Consider the following 20,895-nt stretch of genomic DNA (forward strand, 5'->3'; position numbering starts at 1 on the left):
AAAAATAAAAGATCAAGAAAGGGAAATATTTTTATATTTCCCTTTCTTGATCTTTTAAATATAACATTAAATCTAACGCTATGATATGCTCTCCAATTAAACATAAGCTAGGCCTCCTATTTGCAGGCATTATCGGCATCTGCACTGCGCAAGCTCAGGATCCAAATTTTCATATTTACCTCTGCTTTGGCCAATCTAATATGGAAGGACACGGGAAGTTTGAAGCGCAAGATACCGTGACAAACGCTCGCGTATTTTCCTTACAAGCTGTGGATTGTCCAGATCTTGAGCGAGCGCAAGGCAAATGGTATCTGGCTCAATCGCCCATCACACGATGCCATACGGGATTAACACCGGCAGATTATTTTGGAAAAACTTTAGCACAAAATTCATCTGATGAGGTACGTATCGGAATTATTAATGTTGCTGTGGGCGGATGCCGGATCGAACTATTTGATCGTGACAGCACTACTACCTACGTAAAAACAGCGCCCGACTGGATGAAAAGTGCCCTATCTGCCTATGGTAACGATCCTTATGAACACATGATCTCTTTGGCAAAAATCGCTCAAGAATCTGGGGTGATAAAAGGTATATTATTACATCAAGGCGAATCCAATACCGGCGATCTGCACTGGCCGCGCAAAGTAAAACGAATCTATGACAACATTATAAATGACCTCCATTTGAGCTCTTCAGAAACTCCGCTTCTAGCTGGCGAACTCTTAACTGAAGAATTTGGCGGAAAATGCGCGTCCATGAATGCCATTATCCAAACATTGCCGACGGTATTACCTGAAGCTATCGTCGTGAGTTCGGCGCAGTGTGAAGGCACTACAGATGGTTTGCACTTTAGTCCCGCTGGCTATCGGCAGCTTGGTACGCAGTACGCAAAGGCATTGATGCACCATCGTGCTCGCTTTGAAAAGCAAAATTAACGGTGGACTTCCATTCTGGAATTTGAACTACTAGAAACTTGTAATCGATCTATCATTACGCACACAAAAAGAGCCTAGTCCGTATATGCAGACTAGGCTCTTTTTGTGTGTAATTTCATTTTCTGTACTCGCCCTTCATTAATCAACTGAACAATAATTGTAAGAAGCAGCTGCCATCTATGCAGGGCGGGCATTCATCCTAAAGAAAAGAATGAAGTACAACCATTGCCCTTTTAAAAAAGGCAATGGTCATTACATTAATCATATCCCGGATTTTGGTACGTGCCACGGTCTCCCTCCATAGCATCCAACTGTCCCAAAGGAATTGGCCTCAAGTAATGAAAATTTTGTATATTTCGCTGAAAAGTAATAGGCGTTCTATCTCCTAAGTTGGGGCCGCAGATTACATAACTAGATGCAATGTCGGTCCAAGTCTGAGTACGAACCAGATCGTGCCACCGGTATCCTTCACCGAAGTATTCTCGAGAACGCTCTGCTAAGATATATTCAACCGTAATATCTGCCGGAGTAGCTGCAATCATAGCCGCACTATTGTCTTCCACTTTTTCGGTGTTGCCATTATTGTCCCAGCGCCATACGCCTGCACGCGCTCTGATCACATTAACCAATTCTCGTGCGGAGAAACCTGCTTTTATAGATGCACCTTTTACGGCGGCCTCAGCCGCCACCAAGTACAATTCCGAGAACTTTGCCGCAGCAAATGGTCGAGTACTACCCGCATTAGGTTCACCTAAGCCACCGCCACTGTCTGTACGGTAAGGTCCAAGTTTCCAAAGACCAGGATATATTCGCCGACTAATTCCATTGGGCGCAACGACAAAGTCTGCACGATTTGGAAGTACGCCGGCACCTACATTACTACTGGTTGGTGACGCATAGTTAATTGTTTCCGAAGGTTCTTCATCCAAAAACGTAAGAATGGCATCGCCCGGGTTTACAGGCAGGAAGTTCGCATTGTATAGCTGGCCTTGTATACCTGCTTTATTCCAATTGCCTCGGTATACGCTGGTAAATGTACCGTCGTATCTAGAATCGTTGGTTTTATCCGCAAATGTATTGGTAATAGCGCCGATGGTTGGTGCCATCCTTACCCACGGTCGTCCCAATGCTTGTGCCGCTTCGCGCTGCACAGATGCTACAGGCGCCCAAGCCGAACTGGAAGAACTGCTTCGAATCTCGGTGTAGTTCCATGTGAGCATCCAGCCTGCAAAATTGTCGGGAGCACCACCGCTACCAAACGTCAGACTGCCACCATTGTAAAACTCGCTAGACTCCGTATGATCTGCAAAAAGTAATAACTCGTTATTACGATCATTAGTAGCGACATGCACGTCATAAAAAGTTGGTTGTAATGCGAATGGTCCCGGATTTTCAATGCCTTGTACCGCAATGTCGTAAGCCTGCTGGAAATACCACTGTGCATCATGCCCATCTGGATCTACACGATCAGCAGCGGGATAGGTCGGAATGTTTTTAGGATTTTGTAACCACCATGCGTAGGTGAGATAAGCTTTGGCCAAGTAAAGGCGAGCTAATGTTTTGGTGACACCGCCGATAACCCGACCACTTTCTGGCAGGTTTTCTACCGCGTGCAAAAGATCGGGAAATATCGCCTTCGTATACACCTCAGGCACCGTATTACGTACAGAGGTACGCGTGGTACTTGTATTGAATACTAACTCCCCTGCTCCCAAATCCAGTGGCACACCACCAAAAGTTTGTACGAGCAAGAAATAATCAAAAGCCCGAAAAAATCTGGCTTCGCCAATATGTGCTTCTGTAATGCCATCGACATTCTGCGCAAATTCCAGAATTCCATTAGCCGTATTGATATTGCTGAAACATACGCCCCATATAGCATCAGCTCTGCTATTTTCGGCATTCATCACTGCTCGACCACTTAGATCCATCACTAAGAAATTTTGATCGGCTTGTTGTGCATAGGTTACTTCGTCTGTACCGGTTAGTACAGAGTTATACCAATAAGCTTGACCATAAATCCAACGCAAATGAGCGTACATGGATGTCAGTCCACCCATAATACCGCGTTCGGTTTCAAAAAAACCAGGTTCATATATACTGCGCGGCTGTTCTTCCAAAATCTTGGAGCAGGATGCTACGGTAGCCAGAATAGCCAGTGCGCTTATCTTGATGTATTTTGATATCTTTTTCATAAGGATTTTCATTAAAAAGTCAGATTGACGCCGAATAAAAAGGAGCGGGTAGCCGGAGCATTCGTCCCGATCGTCAACAGGCGACTTTGGTGCGCCGCCACGGCTGTATTTTCATCAGCATAGGAGTTCGTTTCTGGATCCATACCTGTAGCGCGATGGAATGGCGAGAAAAACACAAAAGGATTTTGTACCATCATGTACATACGCAGACGATTGATTCCCATATTTTGGAAAAATGGCGAATCATTGAAGTTATACCCCAACGTCATGGTTCTAATTTTGAGATAGGAAGCGTCAAAATATCCTAATGAGTTCGCATATTTTGGGTTGTCACCGCTCATGATACCGCCTGGTTTTGGATATCTAGCGTCTGTATTTTCTGGTGTCCAATAATCGATCTTCACGTTATTGCTACGACCAGACATGAGGTTGAGGTACCCGGAACCGGAATGAAGGGTGCTAATTAATACACCACCTTGCTGAAACATACCGACCATACTGAAATCAAGGTTTTTGTAAGCCAAACGCGTATTAAAACCACCCATGAAATTGGTCTGCATATCGATAATTCTACGATCATCTGGACCAATTGGACGTGTAGGTACACCATTCTCATCAAACTCACCATTATAATGCACTTTGATCATTCCAACGTTTCCACCTGGTTCCAATATATCTAGATGAGGGTCGCCCTCCTGCCACAGGCCGTTGTATTCATAGTCGAAGATTACATCGATTGGATGACCAACAAACCACCAGTTGTTCTCATTTCTGGTTTGTCCAGAAGCTAGTTCCGTTAATTTATTGCGGTTACGGTAAAGGTTAAGTCCGGCTTCCCATGTCCATCCGTTTTTGTTATCCAAAATGATCCCATTTAAAGCAAATTCTACCCCTTTATTCTGCGTTCTCCCCACATTCGCGGTATAACTTTCGACACCAGAAGATCCAGGCATTCTCAAATTCAGCAGCAAATCATGTGTGTAGGTTTCATAATATTCTGCTGTACCGGATAGGCGGTTATTGAATAATGAAAAGTCAAGACCCAGATTATAAGTTTGCGAATATTCCCAGCCCAATTGCGGATTAGGAAGTTGCGAAACGAAATAACCGACATCATAATTATCCGAACCGAAGTTGTACGGTCGTGTAGACAACCTACCTAACGTCGCATAAGGATTAATGGCTTGATTAGACGTTTGTCCATAACCCACGCGAAGCTTTAGCATATCGATATAGGAAACATTGTCCATAAAAGATTCGCGACCGATATTCCAACCTGCTGAGATAGCCGGATAGGTATGCCATTTTTTACCTCTGGCCAAACGGGAAGAGCCATCAGACCGCATCGTCACACTCAACATATATTTATCATCGTACGAGTACATCGCTCGTCCCATGTACGATAACAAACCCCATTTCTCATAAACCTGACCATCTGGATTCACGATGATTTCACCTAAAGCATGGCCAATGTTATAAAATTGGAAGGCCGATGCCGGAATATCTCTACCAGACATTTCCGAGCGTACAAACTGGTTTTCCTCTGCCGAATACAAAGCCGTTAAGTTTAGATTATGCTTCGATCCAAATGTCTTATCATAAGTCAGCAAGTTCTCAATAACATAATGGTAAATGTGTGAATTGTTGATTCCTGCGGTAGATGGTGATGTCGGGTTGATGTTATTGATACCTTCTCCAGTAAACCAACCGCCATTGTTTTGCCGGTAATCCAAACCTAGATTGGCGCGGTACTTCAGACCTTCAACGCCTGGAATAGCGATTTCTCCAAATAGGGCGTTATAAGTTGCAAAGGCGCGTGTTTCGTTCAGCCATTGATCGCTAAGGTCTTCAATAATGGAGCGTGTGGATACCCAGTTTTCATTGAGTGGCATCTGAATAGTACGCTTAAATGTACCATCTGGATTGTATGGATTGGCAATTGGTGAATTGCTCAACACACCAAGGCCAACATGTTGGCCTCTGGTGACATTGTAATTGGTATTGGTATTGATACCGACACGAATATAATCTCCTATGCGCTGATCTACCGATCCGCGTAACGAAATCCGGTCGTATCCCTGCAGCGGTAATACGCCTTGATCGGTATAATAGCCGGCACCAAAATTATAGGCACCTTTTTCTGTCCCTCCGGATACACCTAAATCCTGACTCACAATGTATCCTGTGCGGTACATCAAGTCCTGCCAATCCGTATCAACATCGTCTGATTCGTCGACCCCATTATTAGGAAACATGCCGGCTACCCTGCGCAGTTCCACGAATTCGGGACCGTTCATCATCGGATATTTCGAAAAAATGGTTTGAAACCCTTGGAAACTATTGTAAGAGATCCGAGCGGGTTGTCCTAATGTTCCTGTATTGGTCGTTACGAGCATGACACCATTGGCACCTCTAGATCCATAAATCGCGGTTGCAGAAGCATCTTTTAAGACATCAATACTCTTAATATCGTTGGGATTGATGTCTCCGATAGATCCCGTGAATGGAATTCCATCCAGTACGATCAATGGATCATTGCTGGCGTTGAGTGAGCGCGTACCACGAATACGAATTTGAGTAGTAGCACCTGGTCGTGACGATGTTTGTGACATTTGTACACCAGGCAGTCGTCCCTGTAAGGCTTGCGTGATGTTTGCTGAAGGTACATCGCGCATTGCTTCACCTCCAATAGAGGATACCGAGCCGGTAACGGCTTCTCGACGTTGCGTACCATATCCTACGACTACGACTTCGTCTACAGCGATATTATCATCGGTGAACACGACGTTAATGGGTTGGTTGAGCGAAGTGACTACCGCAGTTTGGCGCGATAAACCAACGTTCACAAACTCGAGCGTATCGCCCACCGAGGCAGCTATACTATAGCGGCCATTCGCAGAAGACAATGCACTGGTGGACGAGCCTTTGACATTGACTGTAACATCGGGTAATGCTTGTCCACTCCTAGAAGTCACTGTTCCGCTAACTGTGCTCTGGGCAAATACTGCTGCGCTCATAAGTACAAAGCAGATGGACAAGCTCATTTTTGTATCGGGCCAACAACATAGTGTGAGTACCCTATACATAAAGGTCTGTAATTTGTTCATCATGTATAAATAAAGGTTTATATATTATTAATTAGTAAATTGATTATTAGATTGTTATATAATTTAGTTAACAGTTTATGTTTATGTCTTTTGTAGATACTCGTTGGCCTGCGGAATACTTTGGTCGTCGGTATCCTTATTGCGAATGAGTCGGATCTTAAAGATCTTTGGTACTTTTTGGTCATCTTTAGCGTTGACTTGTACCTTCAGGTTTTGCGTATCAGGAAGAAGTTCTTCGGGAATCACATATTTTTGCTCGAAGAATCTACTTTGATTCCACTTACCACCAACATCTTCGGTAGTCAGCAGCTGATCGTTAAGAAAAATATCGATCATTTTTCCGTCGGACTCGTAGCCCCAGTAGGTGATCACTAAAGCCAAGTCTTTTTGATGATCAGCCGTCAGCTCCACCGATAACGATCCTCCCTGCGCTGTTTCCCGATAGGATTGCCCCATATGAATTCCACGGTTTGCTTTCACGCCATGAAATTTGTGATCCACTTCTGGTTGTTGCTCACCTAACTTGACTACATCTAATGTCAATTGATCTAAAAGCAATGCTTGTGCTTCTTCTGCTTGTTTGCGCTGCTGTAGCGAGTCGAGGCCTGCTGAAGTCGTATGCAACCAGTACATCATGTATCGCGTATCATGTATCGAGAAAAAAGGTTTGATACGCAATCCGCGAAAGCGCGTGTCTATAAAGTTGGCAGGAATAGCCACTTCGCCCGATTCTTCCGCGAAGGATTCGTTGGCATTAAGCGACTTCAGCAACTCCTCGCGATCTCCTACCAAAATCGGAGTATCAAAGATCGATACTAATGGTCCATGCGCGATGTGTGCCCAACGATGATCATCCGCTTTCAAACCTGTCAGATCATCGTGATCCAGTGCTGCTCCCATTAATATCGGACCTTTAAAAAGAGAAATATACTCGGGATGGCCCATTAGTTCCTCAATACGGTACTGCATAGGAAAAAGTATTTCTACAACATCTCCTGATTTCCAAGTTCGGTCAATCGTCACATAGGTACCCGGCTGCGCATCGTGCCTATATTCCTGCCCTCCTACCATAAGTCGAAATGCTCCGACTGGCACCCAACTTGGATAGCGTATTTTGAGTCCAAATTTTTGAGGTACATCCATCTCCAAATGAATTTTGCTCTCGCCCGTTTTAGGAAATTTGGTTTCTTGTGTTACTTGAATTCCTTTTTCTTTCCAATTGAGTGCTGATGCCACAAAAAGGTTAACATACAACGAATCGTCGACGTGGGTATAAATCAATTCACCGTACTTACCATGATTTTCCATTCCTGTTCCTACACAGCACCACATCGCACTGTTTACTTGCGAATACACGCGGTAATGTGCAGGCCGAGCCGATGTAAAGTAAACGTAACCACCATGTTGTGGATGCTGTGTGGATAAGATATGGTTGTACATAGCACGCTCGTAAAAATCCATTAATTCGGCATTTGGTTGCTCGCGAAATAGACCGGCAGTAAGCTTCATCATGTTGTTGGTATTGCATGATTCAGGGCCTTCTCGATCTTCCATATAGCTCAGAAAATCTTGTTTGGAGGGAAAATGCTCACGCCGACTATTACCACCTAAAGAAAGGGATCGATTGCTGACGACTGTATGCCAAAAAAATTCCGAAGCCTTGCGAAATGTACTATCGTGCGTTAGTTCAGAAATACGCTGATAACCCACTGCCTTAGGCACTTGGGTATTGGCGTGCATATTATCCAAATTATCAACTCCTATAGCCATACTGTCCAAAATCTCTCGATGAGAAAAGCGACGTGCAGCAGCTAAATACTTGGGTTCATTCGTCATGGCGAACGCATCTGCAAGCACTTCGTTCATGCCGCCAAATTCATTATTTAGCATGGATTCCATTTGCCGATCATCCAGATTGTTGGTGATCTGAATAGCCCAATCACAAAATTCCAAAAACATGGTTTTTGCTAGATCATTATCGGTGTACAACCAAGCATCACGCAGCCCAGCAAACGTCTTGTGTAGATTGTACCATGGTACCCAATAATCCCAGATTATCCCTACATTACCTGCTTTGATTTCCGGCCACAAATTGGCCCCATTGGGTACACCGCCCACGTATCCATCACCATGTGCCAATTGGCAGCGTCTCATTTCTTCCACGATATACTGTATCCGATCGTACAAACGCTGATCTCCTGATGAGGCATAGTGCATTGCCAATCCGGAAAGATAATGCCCTCCGATATGTCCATCTAGTCCTATCCAATTCGAAAAGCTTGGTGCTTTTGGTTCCAAACCTGCTTCTTTGAGATACGGTGCTAAGAGCCGATCGACATCATAAGCCAAGAGTGTTTCGACGTTCAGATTCATAGCATGACGAAATGGCCCTTCCGCAATTTGTACATCTGCCAAGGAAAAAGTATGAGGGTACAGCTTTTCCTGCGCGCAGATAGATGATACGCAAAGCGGTAAAACAAGGGGCAGTAATAGACGTTTAATACGCATAATGTAACTCGATTTATTGGTAGAACTAATTGGATGATTGAGGCTTGAATTGTATGTGATTAGCGGTGGTGGCGTAAAGACCGATCAATGTACCGGTGAAACCTCCTGCCACATCGGTCGACAAAATATCGCCAGAAAGCGCAGCACCAATCGGCTTATAGCTATTACCAGCCTGCTTGAAAGAAAATTGATAACGATCATCTTTGGATTCTACCCGCAAACTGAGCGATCGAGGATGGCTAATCTTTTCGGTAGCTAGTACAGTGGATTGGCTATCAGCCATCTTCTCCAAGACTACATAATACTCATTATTGATCTTGGTAACACCCAATGAATAATAGAAAGCTTCGCTTTGCAAACAGGTTATTCCTGCAAAATCACGTGTGGATTTTGGCACAAAATCGATCTCCACTTCCGTACTAAAGTCACGATGTTGCTGACGATAAAATAGTGCTGATATCGGTTTACGATCTGCTAAGCTATGACCTCCTGGATTTAGTTGAACACCATGTGCCGTTTGCTGTGCAAATTTTTCGCGAGGACCGCGCAATGCAACCCAGCGTAGGTCAAGATTCGCTTGCTTAAAACTATCCTCAAAACGGAAATTGCCATTTGGCAAGAAACCATCGATTCCTGTATGGTTACTTATTCCTTGCGGTGTAGGGATCGTGGGCTTCAAAGGTTCCATTCCTCCAACAAATATGGGCCACTTACCTGTCCAATCTACTGGAAGAATAAAGGTTTCGCGTCCCGTATTTACTCTGCGGTTGACATTCGGTCGTACCGCCAAGAAGACCGCATACCATGCTTCATCCGGTCCCTGCACCAGATCGGCATGACCAGCCCACTCGACTGGATTAGGACGTGATTTATCTAAGTGCCTTTGCGAAAGTATAGGATTGGTAGCGGCCGGTGTAAAAGGACCTGTGGGATGATCGCTAATAAAAATCACTTCGCTATGGTTACTCCCTGTACCTCCTTCTGCACACATGAGATAGTATTTACCATCCTTTTTGTAGAGATGCGGACCTTCGATCCATATCGGTTTATCTTGAATATTAACACCGCCATCTACCAGTATGCGATCAGTGCCGGGCACTACTTGATCACTCTCTACATCGTAATCCCAAATTTTGATTACACGATGTCCTTCGTACAAAGCCTTTCCTTTGTCAGGAGCATCATTATGAATCAAGTATGCTTTGCCATCTTCATCGAAAAATAATGCTGGATCAATACCATCAATTTGCAGACGAATCGGATCAGTCCAATTGCCCTTTTGGGGATCCTGCGTTTTGACTACCATATTACCTATACCAGCCGATATGTGTGTAGTCACCATGTAGAAAGTATCATTGTGTTTATTATACTGAATATCAGGCGCATAAACACCTTCACTGATACCCGCTTCTTGCACGTTGAGCTGGCTTTCGCGATCCAATACATGTCCTAGCTGAGTCCAGTTTACAAGATCCTTAGAATGAAATATCGGCACGCCCGGGAACATCACGAAGGAGGAGTTGACTAGATAGTAATCGTCGCCCTTACGAGTAATACTTGGATCAGGATAACAGCCTTGTAAAATCGGGCTAAAAAATTCTTCTGAAGAAAGGTTATGCTGTTCGTAGATAGCATCGTTACCCACGTATTGAAAATTATTAAATACAGCCTTTCCCTCTTCTAAAGCTTCCGCCTTGGCATCGGGATTATGGCAGGAAGTCAGTAAGCTAATGCTTAATAATGTTAGTAAACTACCGGCTATCTTAGGGGAAAAATATTTCATCATTACTGTTGTTCTTCAATTGATTTGGATAAATTCTATTTGCTTTAGAAAATCACTACTCCGCCGTTCGGCTGAACAGAAATAGCCAATTCTCCATCCTTAATGGGCACTTGTTTTAGAAAAGTTTCGGTGAGGGATACATCTCCTATCATATGCATCGTTTTGCCATCGAGCATAGGCAGCTTTACCGTTAGGTGTTTTACTTCTGATTCTGCATTAATGGCACCTATGTACCAACGATCAGCATGTCTTCGTGCCAGTACTACATATTTGCCCGGGTATCCGTCCAACAATAGCGTTTCATCCCACGTAGTAGGCACATTTTGTAAAAACGCTATTTCAGATTTTGGGATCTCTTGTAAGTTATTTGGAGTTAATGCAAACGGTTGCACTGGGTTTTGAAAAAGCACCGTAGTTGCCAGTTGAAATGCATTGCTGGTTTGGCGGTCATTGCCCGATGTATTCCCCTTGTTAAGGTGCTTATTTAGCAAGACGCCACCAAATTCCATACTGCCCACCGTATTGCGTATAAAGGGATGTAACGTAGCAAATATGGCTTCCTGCTCGCGCACATGCTCGGAAAAAATAAGCATTTCTGATGCAATGACTGCTTCGCTACCTACAAAATTGGGGTACATTCGTTCCCACCCTCGAGGCAAGGTTGCACCGTGGAAAATGATCATCAAACCATGATCATTCGCATCAGACAAGATGTCTTCATATTGGCGTATGGTTTCTTGTTTATCACCACCAAAGAAGTCGACTTTCAAACCCTTTACACCGGCTTTTTGCAGCCATTGCATTTCTTTTTTTCGTACTACACTGGTATTCATGCGATTTCTTGGTCCTTGCGGAGCGTCGTTGGCAGCACCATTGGAGTTGTACCACAGAAATACATCCACCTGTTTGCTTTTCGCATAGGAGATAAGATCTTGCATCCTATCACGGCCAATCTGTGTATCCCAATGTGCATCAATTAAGATATACTCGAACTTCATGGCAGAAGCAAGATCGATATAGGCTACTTGGTCGTCCCAGTTCATACTTTGATCTTGCCAAATTAGCCAGCTCCAGGACGCGCGCCCATATTGATATTGCTGTGATGGTTCATATAGTGGTTCTACCAAATCAAACGGAATCGTGGTTTCTACAATGGACTGCAGTGATTTGCCGACTGTGATTGTACGCCACGGCGTTACTCCGGGAAGCGAAATTGCAGCACCCGTACTTCCAAAGCCATTATTTTCTTCCATATGTGGGTATGCTATAGTAAATAGCCCATTGGTATCGCTCTGCGCCAAGTGAGATCCACAATACAAGCTGCTTACGCCAGTCTCGGATAGCAAAACCCAGGTATCGTTTTCCACATGAAACAAACCGGGAAAGACATATCCGTATGGATTCCTTTTGGCTGTTGAAACGGGTACATCGATCTGGTAATGTCCTTCATAACTAGGAGCTGTGCGTGCGAAACCTGTCATAGGCTTCATCATTTCCGACAAAAACAGCTGCGTTTTTTCGGGGAATGCATATCCTGTTTCTTCATTTTGAACGACCACAGCACGGCGTTCGCCCCAAATCGGTAATTCGTACCGAAATCCAATATCATGATTACTGATCTGAAATTGTATGGAAAGATGCTGAGATTGCTCATTTTGTAGCGTGACATGCAGGGTATTTGCAGCGTAAGAAATGCTGGATTTCTTGATCCGATCTTGTGCGTAGTTTTTTTCTGTTGTAGCATGCGAAGCTTGCACTAAGATCAACTTGTCCATGAAAATACCCTCATTGGTATGTAAACCTAGCGGGGAAGCCTTTATGATCACTGCGTCATCATACAAAACCTGGTAAAATGCTTTACCATCTTCTACAAAACAGGTTAAGGACAAGCGCTTATCTGGACTTTGCACCTTGATTTTCTCTGCTTTTGCTACATGCAATACCGCCACACACAGACATAGAAAGAACAGTCGTTTGCTAATATGTATTAAATAGTTTTTCATCGTTTTTTATCCAATTTACTAGCACCTTATACGAGTTTATAGCGCGGAAGTAGATCAACATTTTGCAGCCGATCTTTCCATGTGCTACTAGTTGTGATGCTTAAGATTGAGCTTTATTTTCTTTAATTCTTCCAATTGATGTTTCGGCGGTTCGATATCGTGCGGAATGGGTTTGTTAGCAAAAGTTTGAAAATACAAGAGCACGGCATCTTTCCACCATACCGCATCATGCGATTGAATCGCTAGTCTTTTTTGTACATCCAGAAACCGTTCCTTATCTACATATGCTTCGAGTTCGTCCCACTGTTTTTGAAAATGTCGTGCATCTGATACACCTGCATCGTACCGATAGCATAATTCATCCCATAAGGTATTTCCGTTACGCATTTGATATGTCCAGGGCACATGGTGAAACCACAACAATAGTGTTTCGGGGCACGTCGCCACATCGCTATATATTTGCTGTAATGGTTCGTTGTATTGCGCGACGGCATTGCTTCCGGTTGCTGTACGATCAAAACCTACTCCACTTGTACTGGCATTGTGATAATACCAAGGCATCCAATCTGCTCGTGCGTTGGGTATATCGCCCCAAGGCTCGGGTCCGTAATGATGGTCGAATGCGAAAATATGGTGGAGCCCCAATGGCATCATATAATTGACGGCGGCTTCGCGAGATTTCAGCATCACGTCTTTGACCGGTTTCACAAAATTGGGATCTTTATCGAATGTGGCCTGAATCCATTCTTCGGCAATGTCTGCAGCACTAAGCGTATGATTCCAGGCTAGTCGACCATACGAATACCAATTCGCTTGCGCGAAATGGTGTCCGGTCCAATTGTCATCCGCACCGATGTTAGCTACGCCAGCTATAGCACTTTTGCCCTGCTGGTGATAGGTACCGTCAGTCATTTTGGCCACCGTGCTGTTCGAACCGTAGGCATAGGTATCGGCATCTAAAGTTTCTTTGAATAATGGTGCTAAGTAGACCAAATGATTAGAAAAGCCAAGATATTCTTGCGTAATCTGAAATTCGACCATTTGCTTCGACTTTTTGATAGCGCCAAATAAGGGATGAAATGGTTCACGAGGCTGAAAATCTATCGCTCCATTTTTAGTTTGTATGATAACATTGTCCCGAAATTGGCCATCCAATGGTAGAAATTCGGCATAAGCCTGCTTGGCGCGGTCCTCCGTTGTAGGGTTATACACAAAAGCTCGCCACATGATGAGTCCATTATAGGGCTGCAAAACATCGGCCAGCATATTGGCTCCTTCAGCGTGCGTCCTGCCATAATCCTGTGGACCGGGCTGACCTTCTGAATTAGCTTTTACTAAAAAGCCGCCGAAATCTGGGATAAGATTATAGATTTCCTTCGCTTTCATGGCCCACCACTGCTGTACTTCATCGCGCAGTGGATCCGAATCATCTAATCCGCCAATAACGGCAGGCGATGAGAAATTCGCCGATAGGTACACTTGAATGCCATACGGGCGAAAGAGATCCGCCAATACTTTTACTTTCTGCAAATAAGTGGAGCTAAGTATTTGGGGTGATGCATTAACATTGTTTAATACAACGGTGTTGATCCCAATCGATGCGTTGGCACGGGCATATTGGACATATCTTGGAGATATGCTGCCGGGCAATTCATCCCATAGCCAGAGCGAATGACCGGCGTACCCACGCTCAACGGTACGATCCAAATTGTCCCAATGATTGAGAACCCGAAGGTCAAACGTTGGAATTTCGGAAACCTCGAATGGCTCGGAAAATTCTTGACCGACCTGTTGTCTACGAAGTAGATCGTATGCACCGTACAGCAAGCCAATCGGTTGGTACGCTGTAATACGCAATTTTTGGCTATTCCCTTGGATCTGATACCCATCTTTCCAGCTTTGTTTGCGCTGGTCGAGCACGAGTTCAATATGCTGACCAGCCCAGTAGTTCTCCAATTCTTGTACGGCAAGCTGCGCGGAGGCATGACTGCTCTTGCTGGAAATCGTTCGGAGAGCTGCTATCTGTGCCGACACGCGATCATAACGCAACCATAATTGACTGCCATCGTCGGCCTGAAGCAGCCCCACTGGAATCCAAACAACAGTGAAGATGATTAAGTATATTTTGTAAAATCGTGTAAACATGTTAATCAAAAAATTCAAAAACTTACTATATATGATGTGTGACTACCCTACTTCACTATTCTCAAGATTAGGAACTTGCTTTCCTTCTATCGTTTTGATATGGCCGTTATCATCATATTCAAGTTCTACCACTTTCATACTACGCAACCAGGTCTTTCCGTCCGATGGCACGCAATCGTGGTAAAACAGCCACCATTTATCCTGAAACTGGACGATGCTGTGGTGGGTGGTCCACCCTACTACGGGCGTAGTATGACGCCTTGATAGGTAAATGGCCCATATGGATTATCGCCAACCGCATAGCATAGCAAATGTGTATCGCCTGTTGAATACGAGAAATAATATTTGCCCTGATAGATATGCATCCAGGATGCTTCGAAAAATCGACGTTCGGTGTCGCCTTGCTTCAGTGGTTGTCCAGTTTCATCCAATATGAGTACGTCGCGGGGTTCTTCGGCCATAGACAGCATATCATCCGACAATCGCGCGACCTTTGGCGAGAGCGCCTGCTCATGGAACAAAGGCAGATTGACATCGGCATTTAACTTGTTGTTCCGATAGTATTGCAATTGACCACCCCAGATACCGCCGAAATACATATAATACTGATTGTCGGCATCTTCAAAGATGCACGGATCGATACTGTAGCTCCCATCCATCGGGTTACCTAAAGGCTTAAATGGTCCTGACGGACGATCGCTAATAGCTACGCCAATCCGAAAAATATCGGTCTTATCTTTCATCGAGAAATAGAGGAAATATTGGCCATTTTTGTGCGCTACATCCGAATCCCAAAGCTGTCGGCCTGCCCAAGGCACATCTTCTACACGTAATATTTCGCCGTGATGAATAACTTCTCCATCCACGCTTTCCATTGAGAATACGTGATAGTCTTTCATATCAAAATGATCACCATTATCATTCTCAGGCTTTCCGCTTTCCCAATCGTGCGAAGGGTAGATATATAATCTACCTTCAAATACGTGTGCAGACGGATCTGCCATGTAATCATCTGGAAATAAATATTTTGGTTGTTGTTTCATCGTGTGTTTTATTTTATTTCAGCAGCATTACGGGCTAAACTGACGATGTCTTGTACAAAGGGTTTAGGTTTAAAATTTCGGTCAAATAGTAATGGATAATCCGTACGACCGGGAATCGGCCAGCCATTTTTCCACGAATATTGATCCCCGACACCCCATAAGGTTACTCTGGAAATCTTATCGCTATGTTTTAGATACACTTTAAAGAAGTTTACGTATCGTTCTCCTAGTTTATTCATGACGCTATCTGGCAAGCCATCTACGTATGGATTGAGCTCATTCTTGTACGCATACGTCTCGCTAATTTCGGCACCTTGGTTTTCGCGCGCATGTGGCAACACAGAGACATCCAACTCTGTGACCATCACCTTTGCGCCAGTAGATGAAAATGCTAAAATGGTTTTTTCGATTTCATCAAGTTCAGGATGATACAGACCTTGGTGCTCTTGCATGCCAATGCCATGAATAGGTATACCGCGCTCTTGTATGCTTTTGACAACTTTTACAATGCCATCCCGCTTGGCCGGAATGGCCGTAGAATAATCATTGTAGTATAGCTCTGCATCTGGATCAGCTTCGTGAGCGAACTGGAATGCTAGGGGAATAAAATCTTCTCCAATGATCTGATAGAATTTACTTTTTCGGTATTCGCCATTATCCAATACCGCCTCATTGACTACATCCCATCCTGCAATCTTACCTTTGTACCTTGATACTACTTTGTGAATATGTGAGCGCATTCGTGCAATCAGTACATCGCGCGATACGTCTTTTCCATTTTCATCAGAAAAAACCATCTTGGAGCTTGGGAGTGCCATATCAAGGTGTGACCTACGAGATGCATGTCATGTTTTTGACCAAATGCGACAAAGCGATCGGCATCGGTAAAATTAAATTCTCCTTCGCGCGGTTGCAGATACATACTCTTCATACAATTCTCGGCCACGATGGAATTGAACTGTTGCTGTACTAAGGCTATTGCCTCGCCATCACGTTCCCAGATCTGATCTAGATTTAATGCAGTACCAATGTAGAAGCGACCTTGGAAAGCTTCTTTTAGTACCACCGGATCATTTGTTGGTATTTTTTCACGCGAACTGTTACTAGCACAGGCTATTCCTGAAGCTACCACGGTGGTTAACAGTAATGCCTTGATGCTTTTCATTTTTGTTTTCATATTTGGTCTTTATATCGGTATTCGATTTCGTAATTAATTTTATCCATCAGAGCATCATCCAGATCATATTTAGAAATGATCCATAAGCCCAGTACAAGAAGCATGGCGGGAATAACGGCTACTAGCCAAAGAATACCTTGCTCAGCGAAAGCAGATTGTCGAAGCGTATTTTGTTGATCAAAACCTACGTAAGCTAATACCAAACCAGGAACTACTCCTCCGAGCGCCATACCTGCTTTATAGAAAATGCCCGTCAGCGCATTTACAATGCCTGAAATGCGTTTACCCGTTGTATGCTCTCCGTAGGAAATCACTTCTGGCACTAGTGCCCACATGTAACCTGTGGCCACGATCACACCGGTAGATTTGACGAACTGCGCAATAAGCACGAGCCATATTTGAGTTTTAAGCGCAGGAACGACCGAAATCACATAGAGCAGGATCATGCCGAATATGGCGATGCTCAGAAACAGGTAAAACATTTGTCTCTTTCCGATTGTCCTTTTGATAGCGGGCACCAAAGGCATAAAAATAAAGGCGGGTATGGATCCTAGCGCCATGAAATAGGGCAACATTTGTGGGGCTTGCACATTATATATCATGTAATATGAACCAGCCGAATTGCCAATGGCCATCATCGCAAATGCGGTAATAAAAAAATAAGCCAACACGCGCAAAGGCTTATTACGTCTAAACTCAGTCCATAGATCCGAAACGTGCACATTTTCTGTCTCTTTTTCGTCCATCACCACCCGTTCCTTTGTTTGCGTGTAGCAAAAAATCAATAAGAATAATCCGGCGATAGCATATATGGTCATTGTAATAAACCAAGCATCTCCAGAAGCTGAAGAATTTATTTTGCCGTCGGGAGAGAAATATTGCACCACAATTGGCACGCCATATCCTACGGCTAATCCTCCTAGATTGGCCATAAACATTCGCGTAGAAGTTAGCTTGGTAATCTCATCTGTATCTCTGGTCAGCGAAGCATTTAAAGCACCATAAGGTACGTTGATCAGCGTGTATAGCATAGACAGACCGACGTAGGTAATATAGGCATAGGTTAAAGATCCCGAGAAACCATTCCAAAAACACAGTATCGCAAACCCGGTAAGCGGAATACCACTTAGTAGCAGATAGGACCGATACTTACCATACTTAGGATTCTTCTTGTCGACAAAGGCGCCAACTACAGGATCCCATAAAACATCCACGATCCTTACGATCAAAAACATCAATCCTGCCGCAGCAGCAGAAATACCAAAGACATTGGTATAAAATAGAAGCAGATACATAGAAACGGTCTGATAAATGAGATTCTGGGCTAGATCTCCCGAACCAAAACCGATCCGCTGGACTTGCGAAAGCTTATAAAACCCTCTGGTTTCTATTCCCTGTTTCACGTCTGTATTCATTGCCTATTTTGCGCTATGTATAGTTTATAATTTCGTAGTCTATTGTTGCTTACTTTGTGGCGCACCCAGATAAGAAGGTAGCAATCCGCCAAAGTCTATCATGATTTTCTGTATGACGATACCGTGATCTAGTGGTCGTATTCGGATGGTGTGTTCGCCAGCGTGTGCCATATGATGTTCGGTGACGTTATCGATAATCCGCTCGGCCTGCCATTTACCTAATTCGCCTCGATAATGACCGTTGATGTTTACCATAACTTCCTCGGCATCATCGACTGAAATGGCGTAGCGTAATCCCTTATTAGCATTAAAATTTAATGTGGGTGAAGTCAACACGTGTATCTTCGCTTGACCGGTGGACTCGGTCTTTATTTTGTATTCTACAGACACACCGTCTGCTATAGCAGCAGTAATAGGCAAAGTGGTAATCGCTGATACGGTCTTGCCTAAATTGGGGATTTCTTCCCAAGTTACATTTCCCGCACCTTGCGCCCGAAAAAAGTTCCTAGCTTCGATCGAGATGTGACCATCCTGCTCTAAAAAAATCTTGGAGGATGCCACGCCAGTGCTATCTACGTACCTTACGCTTGGCATGATACTATGCGGTGGATTATTCCAACTACGGTAGCCAATGCGTACCTGATCCATCATATGTTGCCACTTACCATCAGATAAGGTATTGAAATGTAGGGTGAGCAGTGAATCTCGAACAAAACTCTCTTTGACTTGATCTGCCCAATAATTGGCTTGTACATCCTGCTTGTCCGCATAAAAATCATTTTTCGCTTTGGCGAAATACAAATCATACAAGTTGGACATACCCTGAATGGGGAATAGCACCAATTGGTCAAAAGAATCACGATACGCTGATGGCAACTTATTGTATAATCGAAAGGCATCCATCAATAATTTTTGATAATCCATCGTCACCGTTTCAAACTCTTGGTAATGTTCTAGGCTGTAGGTGCGGTGATTTAGCAGCTCTGGTGTCACACGATGATTGTACTTGGTATAAGTGTCGATTAGCCGTGCCGCTTCCTCGGCATAGGTTGATCCAAACTGTTGCGCACACCAGTCCACCGTGTGTTGATAGAGATTAGCCGGTTGGTAGCGCGTTGGATCCCAAGCCATATCTAAGAAAAAAGAGATAGGATATTCCATCGGCTTTAGATCACCTACGTTGACTACCCAGATGCGGTCAACTCCGTGCTCGTAAGCGATATTCATCTGTTCCCATACGCGAGACACCTGACTTACGTTCAGCCATTTGCTATTCCGTGGAGCGCCTACATAATCAAAATGATAATACATACCATACCCTCCAGCTCGAGGTTTATGATCAAGTGGCGGCACTTTTCGTACATTGCCCCAATTGTCATCGCAGAACAGTAAGGTTACATCATCAGGTACTTGCATCCCCGAATCGTAATAATCCTGCACTTCTTTATAGAGCGCCCATACTTGCGGGGTTGCTGCAGCTTTTTTATTCGTTACCTGTGTGATAATTTTACGCTGATCGCGCACGATGTCTTGTAGCAAGCTGATGTTTTGGTTGTCGCTCATGGGCTCGTCGCCATCTCCACGCATGGCCATCGTCACGATGGTTTCCCAGTCCTTTGTACGCTGAACTCCACCTTTCCAAAATTCTTGAAGTCCTTTCTTGTTCTGCGCGTAATCCCACGCGCCTCCATTTCCATAGCGCTTCCATTCGGCCTGCGCTCGTGCCATAGGTTCATGGTGGGAGGTACTCATTACGATGCCCATCTCATCCGCCAAAGCTCCGTTCTTTGGGTCATCATCATAAAAAGCGCTGCCCCACATGGCTGGCCAGAGAAAATTGCCTTTCAACCGAAGAATCAATTCAAAAACCTTCTCGTAAAACTCACTGTTGTAACCGCCAAAAGTATGATTTGCCCATCGGGTCAATCCAGGATATTCATCGTTAAGAAAAATCCCACGGTATCGCACAGCGGGTTCGCCCTGCGTATACACGCCAGGTTTTACATACAGTTCTTGCTTTTTTGCGATGGGCGCGTCTGCCCAATAGTACCAAGGCGATACGCCTATCTGCGCAGACAGTTCATAGGTTCCGTATATGGTACCCCGCTTATCACTACCTGCGATAACCAACGCAGAATCGACACCATCCATAGGATGAGCAATAAGCTGAATCAGGAATTTTTCATTTTTGCCGGATAATGCAGCGGGGTCAATTTTACGATCCTGCACTAAATTATCGATGAGTGGCGAATGACCTAATGTACCTATAATAACGCTGTATTTTGCGGCAGCATTACTCGGTGTATGCGAAGTTACTCGTTGAAAATCTTCACGTAAATTATGGACAGCACGCTGTACTCCCACCCAATCTTCTGTACTAACGACAACCGGGATAGGTTGACTTTGTATAACAAGTGGAAGGTATCCATCCTGTACATCATCTGTTACAAAACGGTTACTTTCATTGATTTGTGCCACAAGAGTGCGGCTTAAAAAAAGTAAAATAAAGACGATACAGCATCTTTGATACATCATGTAGTGTAGGAATAGGTTTAAGTACAGTTTATAATGTGGTCGCCCG

General features: G+C 44.2%; 12 protein-coding genes. 1 reads left to right on the plus strand and 11 read right to left on the minus strand.

Annotated features, from left to right (window positions below; genetic code table 11):
• Positions 1-80 precede the first annotated feature (80 nt).
• Positions 81-938, plus strand: coding sequence for a sialate O-acetylesterase (locus tag A0125_RS04085; RefSeq protein WP_066752426.1), 858 nt, complete (start codon positions 81-83; stop codon positions 936-938).
• A 257-nt stretch (positions 939-1,195) separates the two neighbouring features.
• Here A0125_RS04085 and A0125_RS04090 read toward each other — a convergent pair whose 3' ends face one another.
• From A0125_RS04090 to A0125_RS04135, 11 genes are all read right to left on the minus strand, one after another.
• Positions 1,196-3,133, minus strand: a complete 1,938-nt coding sequence (locus tag A0125_RS04090; RefSeq protein ID WP_066752764.1) for a RagB/SusD family nutrient uptake outer membrane protein — start codon at positions 3,131-3,133, stop codon at positions 1,196-1,198.
• Positions 3,134-3,144: 11 nt separating this feature from the next.
• Positions 3,145-6,150 carry a SusC/RagA family TonB-linked outer membrane protein gene (locus A0125_RS04095; protein WP_231863107.1) on the minus strand — a complete coding sequence of 1,002 codons (3,006 nt, stop codon included), beginning with the start codon at positions 6,148-6,150 and terminating at the stop codon, positions 3,145-3,147.
• A gap of 171 nt (positions 6,151-6,321) precedes the next feature.
• Positions 6,322-8,748, minus strand: a complete 2,427-nt coding sequence (locus A0125_RS04100) for a glycoside hydrolase family 127 protein (RefSeq protein ID WP_066752431.1) — start codon at positions 8,746-8,748, stop codon at positions 6,322-6,324.
• Between the two features lie 25 nt (positions 8,749-8,773).
• Positions 8,774-10,534, minus strand: a complete 1,761-nt coding sequence (locus tag A0125_RS04105) for a glycoside hydrolase family 43 protein (RefSeq protein WP_197464772.1) — start codon at positions 10,532-10,534, stop codon at positions 8,774-8,776.
• Between the two features lie 41 nt (positions 10,535-10,575).
• A complete protein-coding gene (locus A0125_RS04110) occupies positions 10,576-12,534 on the minus strand; it encodes a glycoside hydrolase family 97 protein (RefSeq protein WP_082784880.1) in 1,959 nt (652 codons plus the stop codon).
• An 87-nt stretch (positions 12,535-12,621) separates the two neighbouring features.
• The gene (locus A0125_RS04115; protein WP_066752434.1) at positions 12,622-14,679 is read right to left on the minus strand and encodes an alpha-glucuronidase; all 2,058 of its coding nucleotides are present in this window, start codon (positions 14,677-14,679) and stop codon (positions 12,622-12,624) included.
• A 239-nt stretch (positions 14,680-14,918) separates the two neighbouring features.
• Positions 14,919-15,722 carry a family 43 glycosylhydrolase gene (locus A0125_RS04120; protein WP_231863108.1) on the minus strand — a complete coding sequence of 268 codons (804 nt, stop codon included), beginning with the start codon at positions 15,720-15,722 and terminating at the stop codon, positions 14,919-14,921.
• 8 nt (positions 15,723-15,730) lie between these two features.
• Positions 15,731-16,519, minus strand: coding sequence for an endo-1,4-beta-xylanase (locus A0125_RS04125; protein ID WP_231863109.1), 789 nt, complete (start codon positions 16,517-16,519; stop codon positions 15,731-15,733).
• Entirely contained in the window at positions 16,471-16,887 is a 417-nt protein-coding gene (locus A0125_RS16035; RefSeq protein WP_231863110.1) for an endo-1,4-beta-xylanase, read from the minus strand. The genes A0125_RS04125 and A0125_RS16035 overlap by 49 nt, the downstream gene beginning before the upstream one ends.
• Before the next feature lie 8 nt (positions 16,888-16,895).
• Positions 16,896-18,314 carry an MFS transporter gene (locus A0125_RS04130; protein ID WP_066752436.1) on the minus strand — a complete coding sequence of 473 codons (1,419 nt, stop codon included), beginning with the start codon at positions 18,312-18,314 and terminating at the stop codon, positions 16,896-16,898.
• A 39-nt stretch (positions 18,315-18,353) separates the two neighbouring features.
• A complete protein-coding gene (locus A0125_RS04135) occupies positions 18,354-20,792 on the minus strand; it encodes a glycosyl hydrolase 115 family protein (protein ID WP_231863111.1) in 2,439 nt (812 codons plus the stop codon).
• Positions 20,793-20,895: the final 103 nt, after the last annotated feature.

The organism is Sphingobacterium populi (assembly GCF_001586775.1).
GTDB lineage: Bacteria > Bacteroidota > Bacteroidia > Sphingobacteriales > Sphingobacteriaceae > Sphingobacterium > Sphingobacterium populi.